This window comes from Leuconostoc sp. C5, from assembly GCF_056530425.1.
Genome location: NZ_CP134351.1, coordinates 1182626 through 1205648 on the forward strand (window position 1 = coordinate 1182626; position 23023 = coordinate 1205648).

At 33.9% G+C, this 23023-nt stretch carries 32 protein-coding genes and 1 pseudogene; 3 read left to right on the forward strand and 30 right to left on the reverse strand.

Annotation, left to right across the window (positions count from 1 at the left end; translation table 11 throughout):
* Nucleotides 1-2 precede the first annotated feature (2 nt).
* Nucleotides 3-221 (forward strand): hypothetical protein, encoded by a 219-nt coding sequence (locus tag RHP56_RS05965; protein ID WP_011679969.1) that lies wholly within the window; start codon nt 3-5, stop codon nt 219-221.
* A 142-nt stretch (nt 222-363) separates the two neighbouring features.
* Here the strand turns inward: RHP56_RS05965 and RHP56_RS05970 are convergent, their stop codons facing one another.
* Nucleotides 364-573: a hypothetical protein gene (locus RHP56_RS05970; protein WP_102753705.1), complete on the reverse strand. Its 210-nt coding sequence runs from the start codon at nt 571-573 to the stop codon at nt 364-366.
* Between the two features lie 17 nt (nt 574-590).
* Between RHP56_RS05970 and RHP56_RS05975 the strand changes: the two genes are divergently transcribed.
* Nucleotides 591-821, forward strand: a complete 231-nt coding sequence (locus RHP56_RS05975; RefSeq protein WP_102753706.1) for a hypothetical protein — start codon at nt 591-593, stop codon at nt 819-821.
* Nucleotides 802-1143 (forward strand): hypothetical protein, encoded by a 342-nt coding sequence (locus tag RHP56_RS05980; protein ID WP_242512464.1) that lies wholly within the window; start codon nt 802-804, stop codon nt 1141-1143. Before RHP56_RS05975 ends, RHP56_RS05980 begins: the two co-directional genes overlap by 20 nt.
* 867 nt (nt 1144-2010) lie before the next feature.
* Here RHP56_RS05980 and RHP56_RS05985 read toward each other — a convergent pair.
* The 29 genes and pseudogenes from RHP56_RS05985 to RHP56_RS06125 all read right to left on the reverse strand — a co-directional run bounded on the left by RHP56_RS05985 (nt 2011) and on the right by RHP56_RS06125 (nt 22922).
* Entirely contained in the window at nt 2011-3090 is a 1080-nt protein-coding gene (locus RHP56_RS05985) for a hypothetical protein (protein ID WP_207216229.1), read from the reverse strand.
* Between the two features lie 129 nt (nt 3091-3219).
* Nucleotides 3220-4353 (reverse strand): UvrD-helicase domain-containing protein, encoded by a 1134-nt coding sequence (locus RHP56_RS05990; protein ID WP_102753709.1) that lies wholly within the window; start codon nt 4351-4353, stop codon nt 3220-3222.
* Nucleotides 4337-5974 carry an ATP-dependent nuclease gene (locus tag RHP56_RS05995; RefSeq protein WP_129870160.1) on the reverse strand — a complete coding sequence of 546 codons (1638 nt, stop codon included), beginning with the start codon at nt 5972-5974 and terminating at the stop codon, nt 4337-4339. The genes RHP56_RS05990 and RHP56_RS05995 overlap by 17 nt, the downstream gene beginning before the upstream one ends.
* An 812-nt stretch (nt 5975-6786) precedes the next feature.
* Complete coding sequence (locus RHP56_RS06000) at nt 6787-7680, reverse strand: hypothetical protein (RefSeq protein ID WP_129870161.1); 894 nt, start codon at nt 7678-7680, stop codon at nt 6787-6789.
* 103 nt (nt 7681-7783) lie between these two features.
* A complete protein-coding gene (locus tag RHP56_RS06005; protein WP_129870162.1) occupies nt 7784-8635 on the reverse strand; it encodes a hypothetical protein in 852 nt (283 codons plus the stop codon).
* On the reverse strand, nt 8632-9621 hold the full coding sequence (locus tag RHP56_RS06010) for an AAA family ATPase (RefSeq protein ID WP_129870346.1): 990 nt from the start codon (nt 9619-9621) through the stop codon (nt 8632-8634). The genes RHP56_RS06005 and RHP56_RS06010 overlap by 4 nt, the downstream gene beginning before the upstream one ends.
* Entirely contained in the window at nt 9618-10922 is a 1305-nt protein-coding gene (locus tag RHP56_RS06015; RefSeq protein WP_129870163.1) for a GmrSD restriction endonuclease domain-containing protein, read from the reverse strand. Before RHP56_RS06015 ends, RHP56_RS06010 begins: the two co-directional genes overlap by 4 nt.
* Before the next feature lie 513 nt (nt 10923-11435).
* Complete coding sequence (locus RHP56_RS06020) at nt 11436-11585, reverse strand: hypothetical protein (protein WP_257999860.1); 150 nt, start codon at nt 11583-11585, stop codon at nt 11436-11438.
* An 11-nt stretch (nt 11586-11596) separates the two neighbouring features.
* Nucleotides 11597-12364 (reverse strand): hypothetical protein, encoded by a 768-nt coding sequence (locus RHP56_RS06025; RefSeq protein ID WP_462794667.1) that lies wholly within the window; start codon nt 12362-12364, stop codon nt 11597-11599.
* 72 nt (nt 12365-12436) lie between these two features.
* Nucleotides 12437-13093 carry a relaxase MobL gene (gene mobL / locus RHP56_RS06030; RefSeq protein ID WP_462794668.1) on the reverse strand — a complete coding sequence of 219 codons (657 nt, stop codon included), beginning with the start codon at nt 13091-13093 and terminating at the stop codon, nt 12437-12439.
* The gene (locus RHP56_RS06035) at nt 13077-13391 is read right to left on the reverse strand and encodes a hypothetical protein (RefSeq protein ID WP_102753559.1); all 315 of its coding nucleotides are present in this window, start codon (nt 13389-13391) and stop codon (nt 13077-13079) included. The genes mobL and RHP56_RS06035 overlap by 17 nt, the downstream gene beginning before the upstream one ends.
* Nucleotides 13381-14094, reverse strand: a complete 714-nt coding sequence (locus tag RHP56_RS06040) for a hypothetical protein (RefSeq protein WP_102753558.1) — start codon at nt 14092-14094, stop codon at nt 13381-13383. Before RHP56_RS06040 ends, RHP56_RS06035 begins: the two co-directional genes overlap by 11 nt.
* A gap of 17 nt (nt 14095-14111) precedes the next feature.
* Nucleotides 14112-14906: pseudogene (locus RHP56_RS06045) on the reverse strand (DNA/RNA non-specific endonuclease); the annotation flags it as partial.
* A 21-nt stretch (nt 14907-14927) separates the two neighbouring features.
* Nucleotides 14928-15206 (reverse strand): hypothetical protein, encoded by a 279-nt coding sequence (locus RHP56_RS06050; RefSeq protein WP_242512466.1) that lies wholly within the window; start codon nt 15204-15206, stop codon nt 14928-14930.
* A gap of 11 nt (nt 15207-15217) precedes the next feature.
* The gene (locus RHP56_RS06055; protein WP_242512467.1) at nt 15218-15454 is read right to left on the reverse strand and encodes a hypothetical protein; all 237 of its coding nucleotides are present in this window, start codon (nt 15452-15454) and stop codon (nt 15218-15220) included.
* On the reverse strand, nt 15423-15599 hold the full coding sequence (locus RHP56_RS06060) for a hypothetical protein (protein WP_242512468.1): 177 nt from the start codon (nt 15597-15599) through the stop codon (nt 15423-15425). Before RHP56_RS06060 ends, RHP56_RS06055 begins: the two co-directional genes overlap by 32 nt.
* A 207-nt stretch (nt 15600-15806) precedes the next feature.
* A complete protein-coding gene (locus RHP56_RS06065) occupies nt 15807-16775 on the reverse strand; it encodes a coiled-coil domain-containing protein (protein WP_102753557.1) in 969 nt (322 codons plus the stop codon).
* Nucleotides 16776-16779: 4 nt separating this feature from the next.
* Nucleotides 16780-17115 carry a single-stranded DNA-binding protein gene (locus RHP56_RS06070; RefSeq protein WP_330221306.1) on the reverse strand — a complete coding sequence of 112 codons (336 nt, stop codon included), beginning with the start codon at nt 17113-17115 and terminating at the stop codon, nt 16780-16782.
* Nucleotides 17116-17180: 65 nt separating this feature from the next.
* The gene (locus RHP56_RS06075) at nt 17181-17531 is read right to left on the reverse strand and encodes a hypothetical protein (RefSeq protein WP_102753556.1); all 351 of its coding nucleotides are present in this window, start codon (nt 17529-17531) and stop codon (nt 17181-17183) included.
* Nucleotides 17509-17775, reverse strand: a complete 267-nt coding sequence (locus RHP56_RS06080; RefSeq protein WP_102753555.1) for a hypothetical protein — start codon at nt 17773-17775, stop codon at nt 17509-17511. The genes RHP56_RS06075 and RHP56_RS06080 overlap by 23 nt, the downstream gene beginning before the upstream one ends.
* Nucleotides 17776-17801: 26 nt before the next feature.
* The gene (locus RHP56_RS06085) at nt 17802-18242 is read right to left on the reverse strand and encodes a hypothetical protein (RefSeq protein ID WP_242512469.1); all 441 of its coding nucleotides are present in this window, start codon (nt 18240-18242) and stop codon (nt 17802-17804) included.
* A gap of 185 nt (nt 18243-18427) precedes the next feature.
* Nucleotides 18428-18697, reverse strand: coding sequence for a replication initiator protein A (locus tag RHP56_RS06090; protein WP_242512470.1), 270 nt, complete (start codon nt 18695-18697; stop codon nt 18428-18430).
* Between the two features lie 14 nt (nt 18698-18711).
* Nucleotides 18712-18933: a helix-turn-helix domain-containing protein gene (locus RHP56_RS06095; protein ID WP_102753554.1), complete on the reverse strand. Its 222-nt coding sequence runs from the start codon at nt 18931-18933 to the stop codon at nt 18712-18714.
* A 241-nt stretch (nt 18934-19174) separates the two neighbouring features.
* A complete protein-coding gene (locus RHP56_RS06100) occupies nt 19175-19468 on the reverse strand; it encodes a hypothetical protein (protein WP_010279016.1) in 294 nt (97 codons plus the stop codon).
* A 21-nt stretch (nt 19469-19489) separates the two neighbouring features.
* Nucleotides 19490-20332 carry a PTS system mannose/fructose/sorbose family transporter subunit IID gene (locus RHP56_RS06105; RefSeq protein WP_011679989.1) on the reverse strand — a complete coding sequence of 281 codons (843 nt, stop codon included), beginning with the start codon at nt 20330-20332 and terminating at the stop codon, nt 19490-19492.
* 1 nt (nt 20333) lies between these two features.
* On the reverse strand, nt 20334-21197 hold the full coding sequence (locus tag RHP56_RS06110) for a PTS mannose/fructose/sorbose/N-acetylgalactosamine transporter subunit IIC (protein WP_011679990.1): 864 nt from the start codon (nt 21195-21197) through the stop codon (nt 20334-20336).
* Nucleotides 21198-21222: 25 nt separating this feature from the next.
* Nucleotides 21223-21717 (reverse strand): PTS sugar transporter subunit IIB, encoded by a 495-nt coding sequence (locus RHP56_RS06115; protein ID WP_102753553.1) that lies wholly within the window; start codon nt 21715-21717, stop codon nt 21223-21225.
* Between the two features lie 15 nt (nt 21718-21732).
* Nucleotides 21733-22164 carry a PTS sugar transporter subunit IIA gene (locus RHP56_RS06120; protein WP_102753552.1) on the reverse strand — a complete coding sequence of 144 codons (432 nt, stop codon included), beginning with the start codon at nt 22162-22164 and terminating at the stop codon, nt 21733-21735.
* A gap of 182 nt (nt 22165-22346) precedes the next feature.
* The gene (locus RHP56_RS06125) at nt 22347-22922 is read right to left on the reverse strand and encodes a TetR/AcrR family transcriptional regulator (RefSeq protein ID WP_011679993.1); all 576 of its coding nucleotides are present in this window, start codon (nt 22920-22922) and stop codon (nt 22347-22349) included.
* Between the last annotated feature and the right edge of the window lie 101 nt (nt 22923-23023).

Below are 23023 nucleotides of genomic sequence, written 5' to 3' on the forward strand. Positions count from 1 at the left end.
TTATGGCAATCGTCAACGTTAAATATATGGAAACATTGGTTAAAACAGTGGCAGTTAATGTCCCTGATACACTCACAGATGAACAGAAACTGACACAAGCTGTTGAAATTGGTAAAAGTCACTATTTTGATGAAAAAGTGATTTTAGGAGCAGATGATTTAGATTTACGTGAAATCAGTGCGGAGTACAAACAAGAGACAACGGACTACGAGGAATTTTAATCACAGATAGGAGTGTGTGCTTATGATTGCGCGCGAAGATGATGAGCGGTAAAAATCTTTTGCCGTGTTCCCCAGACCCACAAGCGGGATCAAACACGCTACGCTTGTCCTGCCAAGCTCTTGGGTGCCACTTCGCTTTGAGTCAAACATTGTGCCACAACCATTGACTTGTAAGCCGTGGTGGTGATACCACAGCAACAAGCACTAGCCCAGAATAAAAGGGCTTCGTAAATTCGCTACGCTCACCCTTGTATTCTGCGCTGCTTGTGTCCCCATGTTCTTCGTCAAAACGAAATAACACACCAATCACAGGCAAGGCCGACAGGAAATGGTTTCTGCCTGGTGCGTACATAATCAAGGAGAACTACTATGAATCGAATTACCAAAGTTATCACTACTATTGCCGCATCAATTATCAGTGTGGATGTCATCTTGATGGTCATCAATGGCACAATGTTGTATGTCTTACTCACCCTGGCTGGCTTTTATGTCTTAGCTAGCTTGTCTTTTAAGCAGTCCGCTTATAAAACGATGCGTAGCTGGATTAACACTGGTCACCTGCCCCATAAGGAGGAAACTCATGTCAAAACTCACAACTAAAACATTGTCTACCACTACTAATGCCAACAGGTTAGTCATTTTAGAAAGTAATGGCCAATATATTTATCCAGGTTTAGCACAAGCAATCTTTGACGATGCTATTTTTAGTCCGCGTATTTTAAAGCGACTGCAACGTCTTTTTGTTGACCACCCAGATGGTCTGAGTGAATCAGGTCATGATTGGTATTTTGGTTATCTGGTCTGTGCTTATACGCAAACGCATTTTGGTATTAAGAATCTATTAAACTATCCCTCAGTGACAAAGGAACTTTTTCACTTTGTCTCACACAACTCTCTAATTAGGAGGAACCTAGCATGTTAATCTTTTGTTTATGTTTATTAGCAATGTTTCTGTTTTGGCTATTTGGCCACATTTTAGGAACCTTACTTTATATGTTAATCCTTATTTTTGGTCATCTTTTTAACTACTGGCACCTGTATTTACCAGTTTTTATCATTGCTTGCATCTGGCATCATATTGGCACCCTGAATGTGATTGTTGTCATGCTATGTTTAGTAGCAATGAGATGGTCATATTTAGTCATGCTGATTCATCTTGGCAAGCAGAAGTGAACTTGAAGAAAAAGTGTGGCATACATGCAACATTAATTTATTATCTGTTATAGTCTACTCGTGATAGAAATTATTAACATTTGAGTTTCACATTTTGAGCTTCTAGTAAGCCATTCGCTCTTGCTTAATATATATGGTCAAAATGTGTTGGGTTGACTCTTCCTCGGTTTATTTTTATCACTAGACATTGTGTGGTTGTGTGATTGGAGCATTGACGAGTAGTTTATCTACTCGTCAATTAAACTCATAAATACTTTGTCACCCACAAAAGGCGCTAACTTGCTTAAATTACAAGTTAGCGCCTTTCTCATGTTCTCCAACATTTACCCATTACTAACAGGTCTGTAGTAAAAACGTTTGAAGTAGTCATAGTTATTCCTAAGAATATCAGAAAAAGAATTGTAAAACATTAGTTAAATTAATTTGTCAAGCCCTGATCATTGGCATGTTGAAAAATCAAGAATGGCAATTTTTTTTGCTTTTTAATACTCATCTATGATTCATTGTAAAATTTAAAATAATAGTACTAAAAGTAATTCGTTAACCCATCGTGTTCTAATAAGGCTTTTAATATGGCAGTATTAAAAAAAGTCTGACACTTATATCAATACAAGTATCAGTCACTGGGAAACTGGTTGATATTCATACACAATAAGTTTGGAATTAACTGGGTGTGATGCAGCGTATATTTTTCAACCAACATATCAATAGGGCTTTTCTGTGTGCAAAAATCCGTTACTAAACCTACCGTTGAAAGTTTTGAAACATTAATTAATTCAACGTTATTCAAGTATTTTTGTGGAATTAACGGACTTAAAAAAAAGTTTTCCGAATATGCAAATATTAAATAGTTAATAACTTCCAATTGCTTTTCTCTCACCATTGTACGAAATTTTTTATAAACATTTCTGTATCTACTCATGTCATCATAGTCAATGAACATAATAATTTCCGTAGTATTTTCAAGCGGTAATACGCAAATATGTAAATCCTTCGTCTGATATTTTTCGTCCTTGCACATTATATTATTCACAATTTCGTCATCAAAGCCAGTTACTAAAGTTATCTTGTCTTGAAAAGCTATAGGCACCCTATAATCAAGCACCATATGGCATATTAAATAATACGAATCCCATTCCTTTTCAATACTTCTCTTGACTTTATTATAGCTATCAAGAAACTCTTGGTAATCAAGATAGATGGTTAACAACATTTCATCGGCGGGAGTAAATTCTTTCCCTTTCAAATCAGAATATATCTTTTCTTCAAAACTTCTTTTACTAAGGGCCAATAAGTAGTTTTTTAACGCTATTTGAGCCATCATTTTTTGTGTTATATTTTGGCCATTATAATTTAAAGGGTTTTCATAGTCTGAGAAAATTTTACTATCGCAATTATTACAAATGAAATGAAATGTCCCTGCATTATTCACGCCACTCTCGGTCGGCATCATTGATAAATTGATAAGTGTGTTCAGAGTTGAAAGTTTCCCATTATGAGAAATATCTCTTAACGTGAAAGCAGGTACAGAATGTGAATTGCAAAATTTACCCACTTGTTTCCCACAGTAAAAGCACCTATCCCTTTTTGATTGATAGCGAGCTTCTTTCATAATGGAACTTATATTTTTTTTAATATCAATGGTCTCAGTAACCGGCATTTCATGATTATGTACCAATTGAAAAATACTTTGCATTGATGAACTGTTCTCATTTGAGTCGACCATATTTATTTCCTCACAGCATTATTTGTTTAACATTTTTTAAGACAACTAGGTTTGAAATTTAGAAAGATAAACTTATGTGACGAATTATAACATTATTCCTCAGTTAAGTTCCTTGGGATTCCAGACAAACCAATCAGGATGAAGCTCTGTGTATTTTAAAGGATTTTCTACGAGAAATGCAACACTGTATTTTGCTCTTGTAACTGCAATATAATATTTAACAGGACTTTGTAAAGGTGTTCCTTTCTTCAAAAATTTATCTAATGGTCCATTTGGAACAATTAATGTATGATCAAAAGTCATTCCCTTACTTTCCCCAAAATTAATTGTTCTACTATGTCTCTGGGGCAATTTCTTTAAAGAATTTTTGTCCATTATTAATAACTGAGGTTGGTATAGCTGACAATACAGGTCAATGTCTTTTTTGGAAACTAACAATATACTATTAATTCTTTCTGGATTAGATTCATTAGAGCCACTCAATAGCTCCCCACTAGGATCAACACTATTTGCGAGTTCGGCAATTTTAACCCCAAATCTACGTGTGACTTGTTTATACTCGATTTCGATTTTATTTTCTCGCAATAGTTCATTAAAGAATACGGAAATATTTGCGCCCGAACGCTGTTTATTTTTGCTTTCATAGTGTGTACTATACGTAAATTGTTTCGGGTCACCTACCATAACAATTCTTATTGGCGATTCAATTAACTTTTTGACAAAGTCAATATCAGTTCCTATTAAATCTTGAACCTCATCAAAATATATTGAATCAAACTGTTGATGAAGCCTGCGAATAACTTTTTTATTAGAGTTGCCAAGCAAATAATTTGCCAATACAACCGTTTCATTATGACGTAACTTATGGTTTCCACTTGTAAAGTATTTTAACGTATTCTTTATATTATAATTTCTTTGATGTGTAGTTGAAAAATCGATTTCTTGAAAATAATTTAAGGGTGCGGGAAAAGTGCTGGCTTCAGCTCGTAAATAGTCAGTTTGATACGGTTTTATAATTTCGTACATCAAAAAATGGAACCATGTCATTATCCTTACATGATTACTTAGGACACCATCGTTCAGCTCTTTTATCTGTCTAATAATGTTGCTTTTACCAAAATTTGTATATGTGATAATTAAAGATTCCTTTTGCAAATCTAAGGCAGATTTGCAAATAGAGTATGTTTTTCCCGCCCCAGCGCAGGCTATAATTGCTTTATTTAATTTTGACATATTCTATGGCCTCATTTATATATTCCGGATAAGAGACCACACGATCGCTATCGAATATTCTCAAGGCCCATTCAGCCTTATTATTTGTCATATAATTCAAAAGATCATTATCATCTCTAAGTGTAATATGTCCAGAAATATTAATTATTTCTTTCAAAGTGCTTATTTTTCCAGCAACAAAATTTGCATGTATAAAGCTTGGCTCTATGGTTTTCAATTTTTCATCTTTTTCATAAAATAAATGTATTAAGTCATCTTTAACGTAATCTTTATATCTTGTTAGCAAACTATCAATGTCCCCATCATTATCAATGATAACTGCAACTGACTTATGAATTTGAAGGGCTATATCTAAATAACGTTTGAAAGCCAACGAATCAACAACAATAACATCTATACCTTGATTAATGGGTAAAGTCCCTTCTTGATCCATAAATGCTTTGTTAAATACTAATTCGTCGGTTGGCCCTTCAACTAGGACAACCTTCTCAGAAAGTAACAATCTAAGCGTATTATATCCAGGTAACTTTTTAAAATATTTGAAACTTCCAGACGGGATAGAACCAAAAGGAGTTATTGCTCCATTCTCGCATAACATTAAATCATTCAATCCGATTTTGTTAGCTACAAAACTGCTATGTGTAGAAATAAACTTTTGCTTATTTTCATTTTTTTCAATAAGATTGATTAGCTTAGACATGTTGCTATAGGATAGATTGTTTTCAGGTTCTTCAAAAAGCAAAACTCCATCGTTTTCAGAATTTTTTTCTACCGCGAGCTCCATCTCTATCATTTTTTGCAACCCAAAACCTATGTTATCAAAAGGATGTTCATTAACGTTAACCGTAATTTCATTCAGCCAGTCATCTGGTAAACTATCTTTAATAGTGATAGATAGTTGACTATCAGCAAGTATTAGCGAATCTTTTTTTTCTGTGTTTAAATCATTTAGTATTTTATGATTTTTCATATTTTGACGAATTCCAGAATAAACCGATTTAATTTGAGATATTTCGGTAGTAGTTAACATACTTGAAAGGCTGTCATAAACAAATCGTCCAATATAGTTAGCATAACTTTTTTTTGTTCCGTCCACAAAAAAAACTTTAAACGGATTTTTTCTTTGTATAACCCAATCTCCGTTGAAATATTTTCTTTGAACAGAATAGTATTCCGTTGGAATATCATGAATAACAAATTCTTGATCATCAGTCTTTAGTCTATCTTGGTAATCGCTTTCAAATTTTTCGTCAAAATCAATGCACATTGAGATGCCAGGTAAATCAACATTTAAAGTGTTTTCTTGACCCTTATAATGAGCAAATTTATCCTCATCTTTAAAGTATATTTCAATGAGTATTTTAGGCAGAATTGGTTTTTTTCCTTCTGAAATTTCATGTATATATTTTTGACGGACTTGCTTAGTGAAAAGATTAGCACTAATAGAATGATCTATTGTTTGGCTATCAAGTCTGCCTGTCAAAGTCAAAAATAGCGCCTGAAGAAAGGTAGATTTACCAGATCCATTATTACCTATCAAAATATTATTCTTTTTTAAATTATCAATATTTAGATTTTGATAGATTTTATAATTTTTAATTAAAATTTTTTCAATTTCCATACACTTTTTCTTTCTTCAAAAAATATTTCTTAATTGTTATTCTACCTCTTTTCGCTCAAATATATGTATCCTCATACCAAAAAAAATTACCAACATTTCAAAATTAAGATGATTCTCGACAGCGGAATATTCATATCAGTCATTAGTACGTTCTATTACCGTCTTTTAATAACTCAGCAACTAATTCGATTTACACCAAGGTGAACGCATCAAAGTTAATCATCAGCTATAAGAAATCGGTTACGAATACTTGACCACTCCTCTCCTAAAAGTTTGATTTAAAGCTTTCAGTCTATAGGGACCACGTTCATTTAGTATAAGCGTCATTTCACCTTGTTTGCAGTGACTAGGAAATCATGGTCCAAGATATGAATTGGTCTAAAACACAAACGCTTGTGAAATTTTAAAAGATGGGTATTAAAATCAGGCTTCCAAAGACTTTGTGAAAGTTTTTTTGGAAGCCTGATTTTTGACAACTTGAAAGGTTGATATAGCGTTACTTATGATAGGACATGTTATGTAAAGTTCAATTGGTATACAGGAAAATTATGATTTTCTTTCCCTAATTACCCCTACGCTCTATTAATTACTCTTTATTTTTATAGCAAGTTATTTTATATTAAGATTTTGAGATATCATTCACAACAATCGCTCAAAAAATGTTGCTACTGGACTTCGAACTCAATTAATTAAAACTCGAAATTCCCATAAAAATATTTTTTTAATAAAAAATGTAAATAATTATTTTATTGGTTTCCAATGATAGTAAGACGCTTTTTTAAGTGTCTCGAATTCTTTTATTTTTTAAAAACTTAGTGATTTCTACCAATGTAAACAAAATCAATTAGAGAATGTAATTTTTTTATTTCAGAATTAAATTCAAAACTTTTATTATTACTGTAAAAAGTAAATGCTGACTCGAATGAATCATAAAGCTTTCCCTGCTCATTAACCGAAGTATTTGGATCATCAATTTTGTTTTCCAATAAATCATAAACATTGTCAAAGCAAGGAAATTTTATACTGATTTCAATTAGTCCGGAACTATTTTCAACCCCACATTTTTCAATATAGTTAGTAATTTCTGAATTAGTAGGATATTGTATACTTCTGATTCGTGACTCGTTATTCTGGAGCCATAAATAAGCAGACACTTTACCAGTTGTCTTTATTATTGCCAGTATAAATTTATTTAAAACCTGTATATTTTCTGGATCATCTCTCAATAATCTATCAAGCGTTTTAAATCGTATAATAGGGGGTAACAATGAAAAATCACTCATGACTTCATTTTGACTAGTGAGTTTCATTGGATACTCATTAAAGTAATCAACAAATTGGTAAGCAATTAGGTCAAATATAGCATCTAATGCTTCATCGTATTCTTCAAATGAAAACTCCTCTGTGCGTTGAGTATGTGTTGCTTCATTCGCCAATTTTTTTATTCTATCAATAATTTCAATTAGTTCATTCTTTCTCTCTTTGGACAGATTACCGTCATTCAGCCTTCCCCAAAATTTTTCATTCTTTAACTCACCTAGTGTAAAAGGAAAATCAGAACCCAAGTTCAAAATTCTTCTGACGTTTATTTCTGCATACTTTCTTAATTCAGTTAGCTTTGTTTCTATAGAGTTATCATCGTTATCCGCTGCTTTGATCATATTTAAGATTCTTGGAGTATATTCGTTTTCATCAAAGTTATCCATAATTATTTTTTTCCCCCCCAACTATTCGAAATACCGTTAACAAAATTTACGTTCCGTTATATTCCAACATATCGGTTAACCTTCAAAATATTGCTTTTTTGAATTAATATTTCTTAGTGTTAAGATGCTTTGAAACATGGCCAACAAATATAGTTTTTGGTGAATTATCAATGTAAATAGACCAATTTCTAGTCAGCTTTAAGTGAAAATATATTATTTTATCATTCCCACTAAACTTTACTAGTCGTTGAGCTTTTAGCTTTCGGTTTTGTTTGACAGACGTTGACTCATCATGAAACTCGTAATCCTCAAATTTTTTTGTGCCAAAAATAATTTTTGAAAAAATTGAATAAATTTTGGTTCGAATGTTAATGGGCACTTTGGCAATTTGAGATTCAAAGTCATCATGAAATAATATCTCTTCAAAATGATACACATTGTTTCCACCACGCGAAAACCTATCACCATTCAATATTTTTTGTTCTAATATATTATGAGTCCAATGTTTTTCTAAATAATCTAAAGTACTATTATCATCAAAAACGTTGTTTAATCGCATTGAAAAATTGTTACCAACAACATCAATAATATCCGTTTCCCAATTCTGACCCAAATTGGGTGAAAGTAAGCAAAAACAGACATTGGGAACTGGCTTGCATAAGGATACAACATCAGGCAGCTGTCCGATTTTTGGCGAACGATAATGGACCGGTACCGTTTCCTTAGGATGAAGGCTTGTTAAAAGTAAAGTCAAAGTTGTCCTTAGACTAGAATCTGAATAAACAATTGGATCCGCAAGTATTTTCTTCATCGTTTTGTCGTAATTCAAGGTTACTTCATCGAATTTTTGAATAATATTTCTCATTGCGACTAATTCATGAATTCTCTTTACCAAAATTTCTCTGTCTAAATTATCAAACAATTGTGTATTAAAATAAAACTCAATTTTATTCATAATAGCTCCAACAATTGTTTTTCGTACTGATCAAAAAAACCATCCAAGGATTTACTCATTCTGCCATCAGAATCAATTGAAAGCGGTTCAATCCTAGCGACACTCTTAAGAAAAAGAATACTTAAATCAGTCATAGCTAAATCAGAATTTTTAACCAAAACTCTAAGTGTATTTATAACATGATCACTATGGGTTTCCATAACTATTTGATTGTCCATTTCATAAGCAAGTTTATTTATTACTTTGACTAAGTTGACTTGTGCACTAGGATGCAAATGAAGTTCAGGGTTTTCAATGCATATAGTTGAGTCACGATTCGAAATGAGAGTTAGAAGCAGAGGTAATGTATATTTAATACCTGTTCCAACATGGTCAATTTCGACGTTATCTACTAGAATCTGGTAACTATCATATTTCTTATTGATTTTAATATCAGTTTTGATTAACCCTATTTCAACCATCAGTTTTGAAATCGTTGTCGTCAAATCGTCATCTGCTAGTGATTGCGAATTAGAATATAAATAATCAGCAAAGAAAGGGTTGCCACTTTCAGGTACATAACCTGATTCAATCCAGCCCCCTTCTTTCTGTCTGGTTGTACTTAGAAAACGATCAGCCCGTACAAAAATAAGATTCAATTTATTTTTGCCTTTTTTGTTCGACTTAACAGATGCATAATTATTTTTTGGAACACGTTGGAAAAAAAATTCAGAATATACTTTATTCTCACCATCAATTCCTATTTCAAATGATTCGGAGTTTGCATCATTTTTCAAGAGTTCATTGAAGCCTATGAAATCCCAATCTTTTTTGAATCTCAAATCAATTGTTGACTGTGAATTGGCTTTCATGGAAAAAAGTTTTAGAGACTGTATTATCGTTGATTTTCCGGAAGAATTTGTTCCAGTCAATAAATTTATTTTTTTAAAATCAATAGTTTGGTTAGCATAGCATTTAAAATTTTTTAATGATAATTCTTTAATCATGATGAATAATCCCCCATTATTTCGTTTAATAATTTTTTGATTTGTAAATCAACAAATTGAATATTTTTGTTATTATTTGTCGCTGATGATATCGACAACAACAGTTTTGAGTCCGTATTTAGAATATTATCAAGGTCGGATTTGAATATCCCAGCTTCTTTATTAGCTGTAGTGCCAATATCTACATTTAGCAAGTTAATTAGTATTTGAGTATATAACAAAGTATTAATTGGACCCTTACGTTTTTTGTAAGGTTTTCTAAAAGCGTCTTTGCCAAAAAGCCAATATGCTTTAAATAAAACTTTGTAATAAACATTCTCAATTTCATTAAGCTCATAATTGTTTAGACTTTTCATATAAATTAAAAGTTTATCCAAAAAAGTATTCATATTCCCGTTATAGCTAATTTCGTTCTTAACCTGCCACAAATATGCACCTGCAAATCTCAAAATAAACTCATGATGTACGAATCTATTGGTATTTACTGCGCTTGAGACTAATTCCTTAAAATATTCATTTTCTTCAATTTTTTTATAAAAATCACGGATACGGTTTGAAGTTACAGAATTTCGAAGTTCTTGTGGTGAAAGCCTAATTCCTGTCGTATTTAATCTCTTAAAAATATCAAGTTTCACTTCATCCGGTGTGCTGGAATTTATGACAAAACAAGTTATTTGATAATCCCTTATTTTCCTCTTAATGTGTATTGGTAGTTCTTTATCATTATCACGAATTTTTTTATATTTGAAGCCATTCAAATTCGACAAGTATTCCAAACCACTGAGCTTAAGATTTCCTGACATAAATTCATAAATAGCATTCAATCTTTGTAATCCGTCAGCTGGTAAATAACTTTCCGAACTGTTTTGATTCAAATAAATTGACGGTATTGGAATATTTAACAGCATCGATTCAATCAACAAACTTTTGGCTCTGTTTGTCCACACAAAGTTCCTTTGAAAATCTGGTCTTAAGTTAATAGTTGGTTCTTCATCTCCTTCGTAACCAGAAATGTAATTAAAAAGAGTTAAAACGGAAAAGAGCTTTAATGCATATCCAACATTTTCAGGATTATAAGGGGGTCTGTCAACATCATCATCATCTATCTCAGTACTTTCTAATCCATCTAACTCTCGTTCTGACTTTTCATGAAACTTTTTTTGATAAAACTCAATTATTTGATTTTTAGGGATTATGCCATTGTAATTTTCAGCGAAATCATAAATATCAGTATTTTCACCAATTTTTATTTTGTTGTCTTGATCGATTATGATGTATTCATTATCTGCTTTTAAGTCCACTTAGATACCGCCTTTGACTGTACTTTTTTCACTTACATAATTAATGAATCTAAAATTATGTAATGGTTGATTCACGTATCAAAAAATACTTATATAGTGTAAGAATATAAATACTTTTAACCATTTTATGCTCAATATTATACTCGTTTGGAAACATTAATCAAATACGGCTATTGAAGTTGATAAAAAAAATAAAAAATCATTTTCTTAATTTAATGCAATTTTAGTATTGCTTTTCAAGACAGGAGATACAACAGTTACATAATCAAAACGATTATGAATATTATTAATTTATAAAAACTTACTGCTAATTATGATCTCTAAACTGGTATTACCTATTATGAGAATTAATTGACTCCCCCCAAATCCGATTGAAAACATTTTGAAGCGCTTAAATATAAAAATATAGAATTAGAATTTTCTATAATTTAATTTTATAGAATTCATTGTCATCATTTGTTATTACTTCGAATAGCTTCTCCAATACTGTATCCGTGACTTCAAATTTATCAGCTAACATTTCTTTTCAATTTTGATCAAACGTTTTAGGTGAAAAAAATCCTGATAAAATACTGTTTTTTTTGTCACAGATGGTGCTGGTAAGTGATGATATTGATCGCTTTTATCATCCGCATATATTGTTAAATAGTCATTGATTGTCATGAATTAATCCTCTATCTTCCCCTTGAAACATGATTTTCATATTCTTCTTGTTGCCGTTCCACAACCTCTTTGTGCTGATTTTCCATAAAGCGTCGCTCAGCAGTTAACTCAGCGCGTACTTCTTGTTGCCAAATTTTACTAATTTTATTAATCGAACGGTTATTTTTAAAAATTTGAGGCTCTGATTTACGATTTAAGACAGCTTGATTATTCATTGAATATATTTGCTTATCGGTATCTTTTAAAGCCTCAGAACGCCATTGAGAGTCATTTGACTTCTTGTGAGCTTTTTGCGTTTTTATTCGTTGAAATATTGATGCCAACCGCTGATCAATCGTCTCTGGTTCATCTATGCCATTCAAATGCCGATACAATTGATTAGCTAAGCGTTTTTTAAGTTCTGCCTCCTTATTTTCAGACCATTTACGTTGCCCTTTCCTCATCACACCTTGATCTTCGATATTAATATCGTCGTATTTTCTTGCCAACGCGATAAATCTATTGTAAGCGTTTTCTTCATTATTTTGCAAGACTTTATCAATTAAATCACTAGTTAACAGATTAGCTTTAGCCATTCTCCCTCTACCACTGGTCAAAGTCGTATTACCAACTTGCCATTTGCCATGTAAATCTTGTGGTAAAGCCTGATAAATCTGTTTGATTTGTTTCGCATATTGGTCACTAGCTAAATATTGGTCTGTACTGGCAACGATTTCATCTTTACAGGAAGCTACGCCTTTCAATATTTCTTGGCGCCTATTAACCTCTGATTGAGACATTAACTGATTGCGAAATTGTCGTTTAGCCTTCTCAATTTTTTTTAATGGTATGACACCAACTTGCTGTCCTTTTTATGGCCCAGTTTGTTTTAACATCTCAGGGCGAGTTTCAGGACTGATTTTGGCAAACCATAGATGCATATTTAAGTGGTCCGTATCTTGATGAATAACACCAAACCATGCCACATCTTCTGGGGTTTCTCCTAAGGGCAAACTAAACCCCTGATTAATTAGCTTTTTGGCAACGACTTGCTCTGCACGTTTTAATTTGTTTTGATCTAATATCCCTGTTTCAGGGTCATAGAGTTTATTTTGAACTAACCAATCCCCTCTGATAGAAAAGGCCAACTCATAGATATTGTTGCCATTTTGTTGTGCTTCATCCAGTCTTTTTTTTAAACAAGAGATGTCATGGTTATCATAGTTTAGCTTGTCATGACTAAATACTGGTTGATTTTCAGTAACTGCGGTTGAACGTGTTGCATAGCCCTGCCTACGACTACCTTCAAATTGTTCTGACAACGTTATCACATCCTCTATTGTGCCGTTATTGGCCTCACTAGTTTTAACCTTGCCATTTTGGTCTTTAAGAGAGTAATCAACTAACTCACTATACTGCCAACCATTCCCGTTAGCGACATTTGCCGTGACAAAATGGGCCGGCAGATTCACCATAGCTGTCTTTTTTTCACCCATTGTAAAGGCGCCTAATTTACCAGTCTTCACCATTCTCAAGTGCCTCCTGAATTTCTTCTAAAGATGAAAAATCTTGTTTATATTTTTTAATTAAATCAAAGCCATGTTTAACTGATATTTGTAAGATATAGTCAATATTGTTATACGACATTTGATAATTATTTTTTAAGACCAAAGCCATCTGAGCTGTATAGTAATTTGTTTTGTCCCGTTCATATTGACTATCTGCCATTTCATTAACTTGCGCTGGATGATGCCAATTAAACTCATCAAGATGCTGTATATACTTTGCCAGTTTAATTTTTCTTTGTTTTTGGTCCTTAGTCCTCATCTATTTTCCCTCCTGCTTGATGATATTTTTTGATCAATTGCTTATCTCGGCTACGAATCTTTTTATATTCTCCATAGGACTGTGCTAGCTCATTGTTTGGATTGAGTTCTGTTGGTGCGCCAAATTGTTGAAATTCTGTCGGATTGATTGGATTAATGGCGTATTTGACAAACCCATTATCCAAATTAATCCCTTCTGGTATGTATTCTAATTGCCGCTGTTGCATGGTTAACAGAAAGCCGAGTAACGTCTCGATATTGCTGAGCTGTGTGTCCCGTTTTTTGTCTGCCTTAGACGGGCCAGTGTGATTAACCTTCTGGGCAAGATCACTATAATTCAAGTTTGCATTACTGGGATTTAATGCAACGTTTTCTACGAAAAAGTGCAAGGCAAATTTGTAGATACCGCCTTTTGAAAGTTGTCCATTTAAAGCAGCTGGATGACGTTGCACCCAATGACTCATCTGCTGAAAATACCATTCTTCTTCACGTGAATTTCTGATATTGATTGCTTTCGATTGTATGTTAAATACCTGTTCATCAACATTCATTTCTTGAATTACTTCGTCAATAAAATCTAATTCTGATTTCACGTCAAGCGGAATATCTTCGGGTAAATAGATATCATAAGCCTTTAGTAAATAGTTCTTACGCTTCAACAATGTTTTCATGTGCTGTGCTCTGATTTCAACAGTGTCCTTCATAATTGATGTCCTTCCTCTCAAAATAAATAACGATATTGTTCAACCATAATGAGCAACTCAAGTAAAGTAATCACAATGAGTTGCCTACTAGCATTTGGTTTAATTAATTTGTCTTGAATGCGCCAAACCTTGATACCATAAATCACATCCATACCTAGGTGAATAATGAGGACAAATGGCATCACTAAGATACCGTTTGGAATATTAAATTTTTTAAACAAACAAGCATATAGCAGCATCAACACAAAACTACCAATGGTACTTTGTATAATGATCAATTGCTTGATATTTTTTCTATCGTCGGATTTTTTTTTATTTTGCATCACTATCTTCTCTCTCTCGGCTGAACCGTTTAAATAATTAATTTTCCAGCCATCCTCAACATTGAAAACGTAGACGTTAAATTTTAAAGTGTTGTCATTTGACTGTGCCATCATGTGAATACCACGAGGGACTAACTCAACATTTTTGTAAACTGGTGTGACTTGATAACGAACATAATTATCTTTTGACTGATGCAAGTAATCAGCAATTTCTGTTTCGTAAGTCACCATACTTTTAGCATTGACACGGCTATCTGCGTTCAATTGTCGTGTTCCCGTGATTAGGTTTTTGGCTTCGTTGTTTAAACCAGTAAATTGATACCCAATCAAATGACTACGGTTGTATAACCAGTCGGTATTATTCGTTCCAGTTTTAATGACATGGTAGCCTGGCGTTTTAATTGTTAACCGTTCACGCGCTTGATACTTTTGAGATGGTGGCATCAATTTCTGGTTAAGCAGTGCATTAGCTACTTGTGGTCTGCCTAACCAATCTAGTGACGCAAGTTTTTACCAGCCACCCTGTTTAATTTGCAAATCCTCTTGACTAAATGTTGGTTGATTATGATTGATTTTGACAACGATTTGCCCCGCATATTTCAAATTAACTAATTCATCATTTTGTGTCGGTGAGCTACTTTGTTTATCAATATTAATCAGTTGTGAGTAAGAACCTATTGCGACTATTCTTTGCAAAATCGACACACGGTTTAAATACACAACGCCTATCAAGATGACAATAACTAATAAAATTCTTCTCGCAAATCGACCACGTTTATAATTTTTCATCTGAACTCCTTTTATTTATTCAAACTCATCAAAGTTAATCGAGTGCGGAAATTTTTTTCCTGAGGGCGAGCGTTGTTTTGTATTTGCTCAATATCATCTGCCAATGGTGGTAAATAAAAATCTAAACGTGAAATAATTTTTTTAGCTAACTCACCAAAGACAAGCGTGTTGTCATTATGATCTTGAATCAAATTATTGTTCGCATCAATCAGCTCATCAATATCCGCATCCAATTTTTTTTGAAGCATCCATCCTTTCCAATCGTTGCGCATAGACTTCAATTAGTTCTCGAATTAATTGATTAGCTGTCACATCTTCTTTCAATGCATGCTCCTCTATAATTTCTAGTGCATGCTTATCAATGTTTCTGACTGTTTTAGTTATCCCTGCCATACAACCTCCATAAAATTATTTAGTGAACTGGGAACAGGTTAAGGGGAAAGGAAATCCTAATCGGATTTATCCCGCCGTGCGGGTCTTTCAAAGGATTTCCAAACTATTGTCGTGTAAAGGCATTTCTTTACGCCTGTTTCACTATTTCTTTACGCTCAACTCGGATAAAAAATAGCCCTTTTGTGAGCTTTTTTCATGATTGTACTTTTACAAATCAATTGGTTTTGGCAAAAATGATTTGCCTTCTTGAACTTGCTTTTTAGTCTTTTGATATTGACTAATATTTGTCTTGGCACGTTGGATATTTTTTTGTGCATCACTGATTTGTGTTCGTATTTGTGTAATGGCATCACGCGCATTATCAATGCTAGTTTGTGTATCTGAGTCATCAGACTGGGCAAGTATTTTTTGGTACTTTTTGATGGAAGATTGTTGTTGATCAATTGCTTTTTGATATTCAACAATCGCGCTCGTATTCTTTGAAATCAGTTTTTGTTGTGCCGAAATTTTGGCATTACTTTCGCTAACTTCTAGTTCCTTTTGAGTGACAAATGTTAGTGAATTAGACTTAGAAACTTTGTCACGATTTATGATGAATTTGCCGCTTGCGGTATTACTGTTTGCGTTAGTTTTCTTTGCACTTGAACTATCAGCAACTACGCTACTTGGCGCTTCGACTGTGGCAGTATTGATGCTTTTATCATGAGCAGTTAGTGTTACAGCATTGAAGTTATGACTCAAGTTTTTAAATTGGATCACGAGTGTATTATTTGAAGTTGGCACAACACGCCCAGTAACTTGATTGCCACCATGATCGGTCATAGCAGTGAATTTAATTTTGCTAATATCAACCAAATCTTGATCAGAAACAGAGCCGTCAGAAATTGTATAATGCAGTTCCAAAACACCATTATTTTTATTAAAAACACTTTTTGTTAGACTAGCGGTTTTGTTCAAAGTGCCAAATGACACTGGCGTATTTAATTCCGTACTAGGCAAATTTGAAGGTCGAGGTGTGATACTAACCAGTACAGTTGTCCCAAAGTCTATCAAAATAAATAGGCTAAATATGCCAATTAAATTGCGTCGTTGATGCTCCAAAAACCAAGTACCAAAGCGACTAAATTTTTGAAAGATATTTCTAAACTTATCAGCTATTGTGATTATTGCAGTCATTGTCCTACCCCTCTACATATTCAAATGCGTTGCTACTAAAGTCAGGGTATCGTGGCAAATCATTATCCGTCATATCTTGTTGTTCAACTTGATTTTTTGATGACGAACTAGATTTATAAATGCGGAATTGTGTCACTTGATTTTGCATAGCATAAATTTTTTGACCTGTATTTTTGTCGGTGTAATTGTGATTGCGCATCACAAATTCAACCTCAACTACTTGACCAACATCAGTCACATAATCACGAATCAATTCTGCCGTTTTGTTAAAAGCAACATAATCAATATAAGTGGCTTTGCCATCCTTTAAATCATTAATGGCTAATTTGAAGTAGGCAATTTTGGTTTCTTTTTCACCTCTTACAGTGAAAGTTTACGTCACGAACTAAACGTCCTACGTGATGATTATTTTGCATAATAATTGTTCCTCTTTTGTCTTAATAATTTTAAAATTGGATCAGCTTGTGTCGCTAAATAATCACGCATAGCCGTTGACAAAATAAATACTTCCGTATCACATTGAATCTGTTTACTTGTTAAATCTTTGACGATTGTACAACCAACATAATGGTTGCCTGCTGAGTCGGTAAATAGCTTTCCTTTGATTCTCATGCTCCCTTCACCATGCCAATAGGAAACCAATTTTTTGTCCAAATCAATATGATCACCACATACTTTCTGAACTCCAATAACGTAGTATTTTTTGCCAGCCATCCTCTTTTGAGCTTTCTTTTTAAGCGTATTTGATTTCGTCATGTTGATACTCCCGTGGCTTAGCTACCAGATGAAAAGGTAAACGATAATTTCTCATCAATCTTTGAATCATCTTAAATGATTGATAAGAGGTACGGTATAATCTCACTGCACCTTCACTTTGTAATTCATGGTTTTCAATTGCTTTAATCACTTGTCGGCTTAGTTCTCCTGACGAGTTAGCCACAAAAAGAATATCAGCATTGAAAAAGTCTACTGCAATAAAAATGTTATATTGGTTTGCCATTTTGCCTCTCCCCTCTCAATTTAAAGTTAGAACCTTGATACTGATTGATTTGTTGTAACAGCGATCTTCAAACGATTTTCAAGTCCCTTAGCAAAATAATTACCGTATTGGTTAATACCAACCAAGTGGTATCGCATATACTCCAATTGCTTACCACCAATCTTTAACAAAAATAATTTGATACTGTCATCACCTTGCAACTGCTTTTGTAGTGCCAAAACCGAATTGTTCTTTTCAAGCTCACTTGTTAAAAATTTATAACCTCGATCAAGTGCAGTAACAACAACTTGTGCTTGCCCAGGTTCATTCAGCAGTAAATCAGGAATCAATGTTTGGACTACTACCCTTAAGGCTGGATTGTTCTGAATTGTTTTCCCGATAACCACCAAAGGTTGTTGAGAATTATTTGAACTCTTAATATTATTTTTTTCATCCTCATCCAAAAAGTCTGTTTCAGTATTAATCAACTCAGTCTTACTTAACTCAGTATTACTAGTGTCGTAATTTGCGACTTCTTGAAGTCTCGTTTTACGACTACCTTGTTACTACTGGCATCAGCTAACTTTTCTGTGACATCTTTAATTTCTAAGTTACCAACATAAATACGATTGGGCTTATTAAATCCCTGTCGTTCTTCTTCTAGAAGTCCGTATTATTGTAGTTCCTTTTTAATTCGAATAACTTTGTCTTTCCCCACGCCCAACATTTTAACCAGTTTGTCGTTTGGATAATATAAATACACGTTGCCAGACTCATCAATCCATTTATGTTTGATAGATAATTTGAAACGTTCTTTCAAAATGCTATAAGCCATTTTGGATTCAATTTTCATCTGTTGATAAGGTTCGGCAACAAATAGAGCTTTTGGAACCATGAAAAATTGTTCACTGGTCTGAACTTGGTTTAGGCTAATTCTTTGCATATTCTTTCCCCCAATCAGTCACATCCTTCTCGATACTCATTAATAATCCTCAACAATTCAATTTCGGAAATATCCAAGACTCTAGCTACTCTAGAAATTTCGTCCCCATATATTTTGACTGTCCCTCGCTCAATTCTTGATAAACGACTCCTATCAATTTTCATTGAATCAGCTGCTTCATTTTGTCCCATTCTTTTAGCCAATCTTTTCTGGATCAAAAAATCACCTAATTTCATAATTGCTCTCTCCAATCAAATATGAGTTACTTTTACTACTCTTTTTCTGGTACAATATACTTTCAACAAAAATCATGAAATTATTTGACGCTTATTTTGGTCAAAAAAAAAGCATACTACTCTAAGAGTAGAAATACTATCATATCAATCATTAAAACGTTATTTTAAAGTAATATTCTATTTCATAATAGAATGTACAACAAAAAAGGTTTCTCTGTCTAAACAGAGAAACCTTTAAAATTTATTTAGGTTTGACTAGTTCATCATATCGTTCAACAATCACACTAACATTTTGTTGTCCTCTATAAATGGCATAACCAATGATAAAAACAATTAAAATATTGATTGTGCCTAAAACTAATCCTGTACCAAATAACCAAACATTTCGATGGACAAAGAAATAAGTAAGAAGAATGCTTAGACCAACAATCATTGAGAAAAAGGATTGCCAATGTTGAAGATTTTTAATCATTTTCTGCTGATAAGAGATTTCACTTTGATATCCCTTGTCCAAATTTTGTATGCTCTTTGCCATAATAAATACCTTCTTTATGCCTTAATAACTTAGTCCAGGATTGAAGAATCCAACTAACACGCCGATCAAAGCAACAACCACCAAAATGAGCATAACCCGAATAGGTGAAATGTTTTTCTTAGCCATTAACCACCAACAAAATACAATAAACAAAGCGGTCAATAATCCTGGATACACCGAGTCTAATTTGTCTTGCAAAACTAAGTACGCTTTCCCAGATGAGTTTGTTAATTTAAAGGACGTTTTTACGGTCACCCAAGTGGCAGCGACGCCACCGACAACCATACCGCCGACGGTTGCAATCGCTTTACGAATCGCTTTTCCTTGAGCGCCAACTAAAATTCCTACCGCCTTATCTCCTAATTCATAACCTTTGAAGTAGGCAAAACGCATACCGAAGTATCCAAGTAAGTTCCAAACGATAATATAAAATATTGCACCAAGCGGTGATCCACCGTCGGACATCCCCAAAGCAATTCCAAGAATAACTGGGATCAATGTTCCGACAACTAGTGAGTCCCCAATTCCTGCAATTGGCCCCATTAAACCGGCTCGTAAACCATTGATTGTTGTATCATCAACATTGCCATGATTGGCTCTTGCCTCTTCCAAACTAGCCGTAACACCGACTATAACAGTACCTAACTGTGGCTCTGTATTGAAAAAAGCCGTGTAGGTTTTCATTGCCTTTTCTTGATCTTCCTTGTTGTCATACAATTCTTCCACAATAGGCAACATTGAAGTCAAATAACCAAATGTCTGCATGTGTTCTTGAGAGAACGCTGTAAGATGGCCATAAAACCAGTAATGAAACGACTTGTTTAAAGTCTTACGAGAAATTTTCTTTTTTTCTAAGTTATCCATCTTAAATATCCTCGTCTTCCTCATCATCGTCGGTCACATCAGTATTTGATCCCGGAGACGCAACTTGTCGATTGGTGCTAATTGCCATGTCTAACTTGTATGAAATCATGGCGAAAATTAATGAAACCACTGTCACTGAGACCAAGTTCAAACCTAGAGAAGCAGCAAATGTAAAGCCTACGAAAAACGGAATGAAATCAAGTGGACTATCTACTATTTGCTTCAACAAAATTGCGATACCTACACAGGGGAGTAAGGCACCAACTGTGAACAAGGTTTTCATTGGAATACCATCCATTGGTAATGCTGTCTTCAATGCAGTAACAGCACTAGACCCAAAATGTGTCATGAATAGTGTTGGAATAAATGAGAAGAAAAAGTGTGAGATCCACGGGAGTCCCCAATCCACAACATACAATTTCTTAAATTGCCCTTTTTCAACTGCTCGCCATCCAATGTGTTGCCAAACCAAGTTCATAGTTGCTGTTCCGTAGAACAACACCGTTCCAACAGTTCCGACTAATGTACCCATTGATTTAGCTAAATCAGCAGCATTTCCTGATGTTGCTACTAATCCTTGAGCATGAATAGCAACCATTGCTAATGGTATACCGATGTAAGAGACCGCTCGAAGATCCGCCGAAACAGTGCCTCCAGGGGTAACCAACGCGATATAGACTAACTGCATCGCTACACCAGCAGCAATACCTGTTTTAAGATCTCCCAAAACCAATCCACAAACTAAGCCACCCACTAACGGACGCCCCAGTGTATAATTTCCAATTGTGGATCCTGCCATACCTGGCATGGAAGACAAACTTGCAAAAATACCTAAAATACTTGCTTGCACCCAACTAATTGTCATATTTCTAACCTCTTTTTATGTTAGACTACAGATTAAATTTTCCTCTAAAGGCATCCCAATAGCCAATTGATACATCTGGCAACAATTGAAACTTAACTTGGTACCCTTTCGCTTGAATATCATCAAATGCTCTAGCTTCCTCAGACGTAATAGACTGATTATTTCCTAATTTCACTGCGTCAGGCCGATCATTGGCTGGACCAACAATCACCGTTTTTACATCATCAGGCTTGAACCCAAAATCAACCAAAATTTTTTTCATATCCTGTGGCGTTTTCGTAATTAGAAAATATTGTCGATCGGAATCCAAAACTTGTTGTGCTTTTTCTTGGAAGTGGTCTAGTGTCCAAACAAACGTTTTCTTTTCTGAGGCACTTTTGAATGCATCCTTTAGAATAGGATTTGTGGCTGCTGCATCATTAACTGCTATCAAGCCATCACAAGGATATTCTTTAGCCCAGCGGGTCACGGTCTGTCCGTGAATAATTCTATCATCAATACGTACAAATGAAATACTCATAATTACTTCGTCCTTTCAAATCTCATCATCGTCCTCTGGATCATCATTCATCTCAAATTGTTTCAAAGCAGAGACTCCTTCACGTAATACACTGCTAATTAGTTCGTCTTTACTGGAACTGTCTTTCAAGATAGCAGCATTGAGTGCCATTGGGAAATTCATCCCACCAAGAACAATTGTACTTTCTAACCTATTTTCTTGATTCAATACGTTTACAACGGTAGTCAGTGGACTACCGCCGATGATGTCCCCTAGAATAAGCAATTCTGAATTTTGTTCAAGTGTTGATAATAAAGATTTGAAACGATTTTCAAAATGATCTGTATCTTCACCTGATTGGAGCCCTATTGCTTTCACAGTTTTAATACCATCACCAACAAACATTCCCAGAGCGTCCTTGAGCCCCTCTGAGAACTGGCCGTGGCTAACCAAAATAAGATAGTTCATTCTTTTCTCCTATCTTTCATAAACGGAATGTTGTTTCATTTGTTACTATGAAACCCTTTGTCAGGTATTATGTAAGCGCTTGCATAACCTAAATCTTATTCTACTCTTACTATCGATAAAATACAATAATAAATAACAATATTATATGAAGTCTCTCATAACTAAAAAACCATAGCTCTTTGCTATGGTTCGTCATGTATTTCCTTTAAAGATGTAGACATCTCAAGTATTTTCTTTCTGATGTTTTCCACAAATAACAGCGTTTCATCATCAATGCCATTTTCAAAGGTCCAGTTAAGCGTGTCAAAGACAATACTAGCGCCAAATTTTGCAATCAATTCGTTATACTTCAAAGATGATTTTTCACTGAGATACCTCAGCCAATGCTGATATAATGTATCCTCAAATTTTTGTTTTAAATTAAATTTCGGTTCATTGATTGTAAATAAAGCTCGAATAATCTGTTTGTTGTTGACTAATTCATTGTAGAAATGTGTAATCGTTTCTTCAAATTGCCCAGAAATCAACCCCTCAATCCTTTTATCCACAATTTTTTCAAATACTGAAAACTGTGTTTCGACAAGCTGATTTAAGAGGTCATATTTATCTAAATAGTGCAGATAAAATGTTGATCGGCTTGTCATAGCTTGCTTACAAATTTCTTCCACAGTTATTGATTTGAAATTTCGTTCATTCAACAAGGTAACAAAGGCCATCTCAATGTTTTTCTTCGTCTTTATTTTTCTAATATCCGCCATACAAAATAATCCTTTTCTGTCCATAACTAGACAGGTCAAATCATATCGTCCATTTATGGACATTACTAATATCAACTGATAATTGTTTGACCTTATTTTAT

Excerpts from the sequence above, each read along its gene's own strand:
- RHP56_RS05965 (WP_011679969.1), top strand. The coding sequence starts at position 3 with ATGGCAATCGTCAACGTTAAATATATGGAAACATTGGTTAAAACAGTG.
- RHP56_RS05970 (WP_102753705.1), bottom strand. The coding sequence starts at position 573 with ATGTACGCACCAGGCAGAAACCATTTCCTGTCGGCCTTGCCTGTGATT.
- RHP56_RS05975 (WP_102753706.1), top strand. The coding sequence starts at position 591 with ATGAATCGAATTACCAAAGTTATCACTACTATTGCCGCATCAATTATC.
- RHP56_RS05980 (WP_242512464.1), top strand. The coding sequence starts at position 802 with ATGTCAAAACTCACAACTAAAACATTGTCTACCACTACTAATGCCAAC.
- RHP56_RS05985 (WP_207216229.1), bottom strand. The coding sequence starts at position 3,090 with ATGCAAAGTATTTTTCAATTGGTACATAATCATGAAATGCCGGTTACT.
- RHP56_RS05990 (WP_102753709.1), bottom strand. The coding sequence starts at position 4,353 with ATGTCAAAATTAAATAAAGCAATTATAGCCTGCGCTGGGGCGGGAAAA.
- RHP56_RS05995 (WP_129870160.1), bottom strand. The coding sequence starts at position 5,974 with ATGGAAATTGAAAAAATTTTAATTAAAAATTATAAAATCTATCAAAAT.
- RHP56_RS06000 (WP_129870161.1), bottom strand. The coding sequence starts at position 7,680 with ATGGATAACTTTGATGAAAACGAATATACTCCAAGAATCTTAAATATG.
- RHP56_RS06005 (WP_129870162.1), bottom strand. The coding sequence starts at position 8,635 with ATGAATAAAATTGAGTTTTATTTTAATACACAATTGTTTGATAATTTA.
- RHP56_RS06010 (WP_129870346.1), bottom strand. The coding sequence starts at position 9,621 with ATGATTAAAGAATTATCATTAAAAAATTTTAAATGCTATGCTAACCAA.
- RHP56_RS06020 (WP_257999860.1), bottom strand. The coding sequence starts at position 11,585 with ATGACAATCAATGACTATTTAACAATATATGCGGATGATAAAAGCGAT.
- RHP56_RS06025 (WP_462794667.1), bottom strand. The coding sequence starts at position 12,364 with ATGTCTCAATCAGAGGTTAATAGGCGCCAAGAAATATTGAAAGGCGTA.
- mobL (WP_462794668.1), bottom strand. The coding sequence starts at position 13,093 with ATGGTGAAGACTGGTAAATTAGGCGCCTTTACAATGGGTGAAAAAAAG.
- RHP56_RS06035 (WP_102753559.1), bottom strand. The coding sequence starts at position 13,391 with ATGAGGACTAAGGACCAAAAACAAAGAAAAATTAAACTGGCAAAGTAT.
- RHP56_RS06040 (WP_102753558.1), bottom strand. The coding sequence starts at position 14,094 with ATGAAGGACACTGTTGAAATCAGAGCACAGCACATGAAAACATTGTTG.
- RHP56_RS06050 (WP_242512466.1), bottom strand. The coding sequence starts at position 15,206 with ATGAAAAATTATAAACGTGGTCGATTTGCGAGAAGAATTTTATTAGTT.
- RHP56_RS06055 (WP_242512467.1), bottom strand. The coding sequence starts at position 15,454 with ATGCTTCAAAAAAAATTGGATGCGGATATTGATGAGCTGATTGATGCG.
- RHP56_RS06060 (WP_242512468.1), bottom strand. The coding sequence starts at position 15,599 with ATGGCAGGGATAACTAAAACAGTCAGAAACATTGATAAGCATGCACTA.
- RHP56_RS06065 (WP_102753557.1), bottom strand. The coding sequence starts at position 16,775 with ATGACTGCAATAATCACAATAGCTGATAAGTTTAGAAATATCTTTCAA.
- RHP56_RS06075 (WP_102753556.1), bottom strand. The coding sequence starts at position 17,531 with ATGACGAAATCAAATACGCTTAAAAAGAAAGCTCAAAAGAGGATGGCT.
- RHP56_RS06080 (WP_102753555.1), bottom strand. The coding sequence starts at position 17,775 with ATGGCAAACCAATATAACATTTTTATTGCAGTAGACTTTTTCAATGCT.
- RHP56_RS06090 (WP_242512470.1), bottom strand. The coding sequence starts at position 18,697 with ATGCAAAGAATTAGCCTAAACCAAGTTCAGACCAGTGAACAATTTTTC.
- RHP56_RS06095 (WP_102753554.1), bottom strand. The coding sequence starts at position 18,933 with ATGAAATTAGGTGATTTTTTGATCCAGAAAAGATTGGCTAAAAGAATG.
- RHP56_RS06100 (WP_010279016.1), bottom strand. The coding sequence starts at position 19,468 with ATGGCAAAGAGCATACAAAATTTGGACAAGGGATATCAAAGTGAAATC.
- RHP56_RS06105 (WP_011679989.1), bottom strand. The coding sequence starts at position 20,332 with ATGGATAACTTAGAAAAAAAGAAAATTTCTCGTAAGACTTTAAACAAG.
- RHP56_RS06110 (WP_011679990.1), bottom strand. The coding sequence starts at position 21,197 with ATGACAATTAGTTGGGTGCAAGCAAGTATTTTAGGTATTTTTGCAAGT.
- RHP56_RS06115 (WP_102753553.1), bottom strand. The coding sequence starts at position 21,717 with ATGAGTATTTCATTTGTACGTATTGATGATAGAATTATTCACGGACAG.
- RHP56_RS06120 (WP_102753552.1), bottom strand. The coding sequence starts at position 22,164 with ATGAACTATCTTATTTTGGTTAGCCACGGCCAGTTCTCAGAGGGGCTC.
- RHP56_RS06125 (WP_011679993.1), bottom strand. The coding sequence starts at position 22,922 with ATGGCGGATATTAGAAAAATAAAGACGAAGAAAAACATTGAGATGGCC.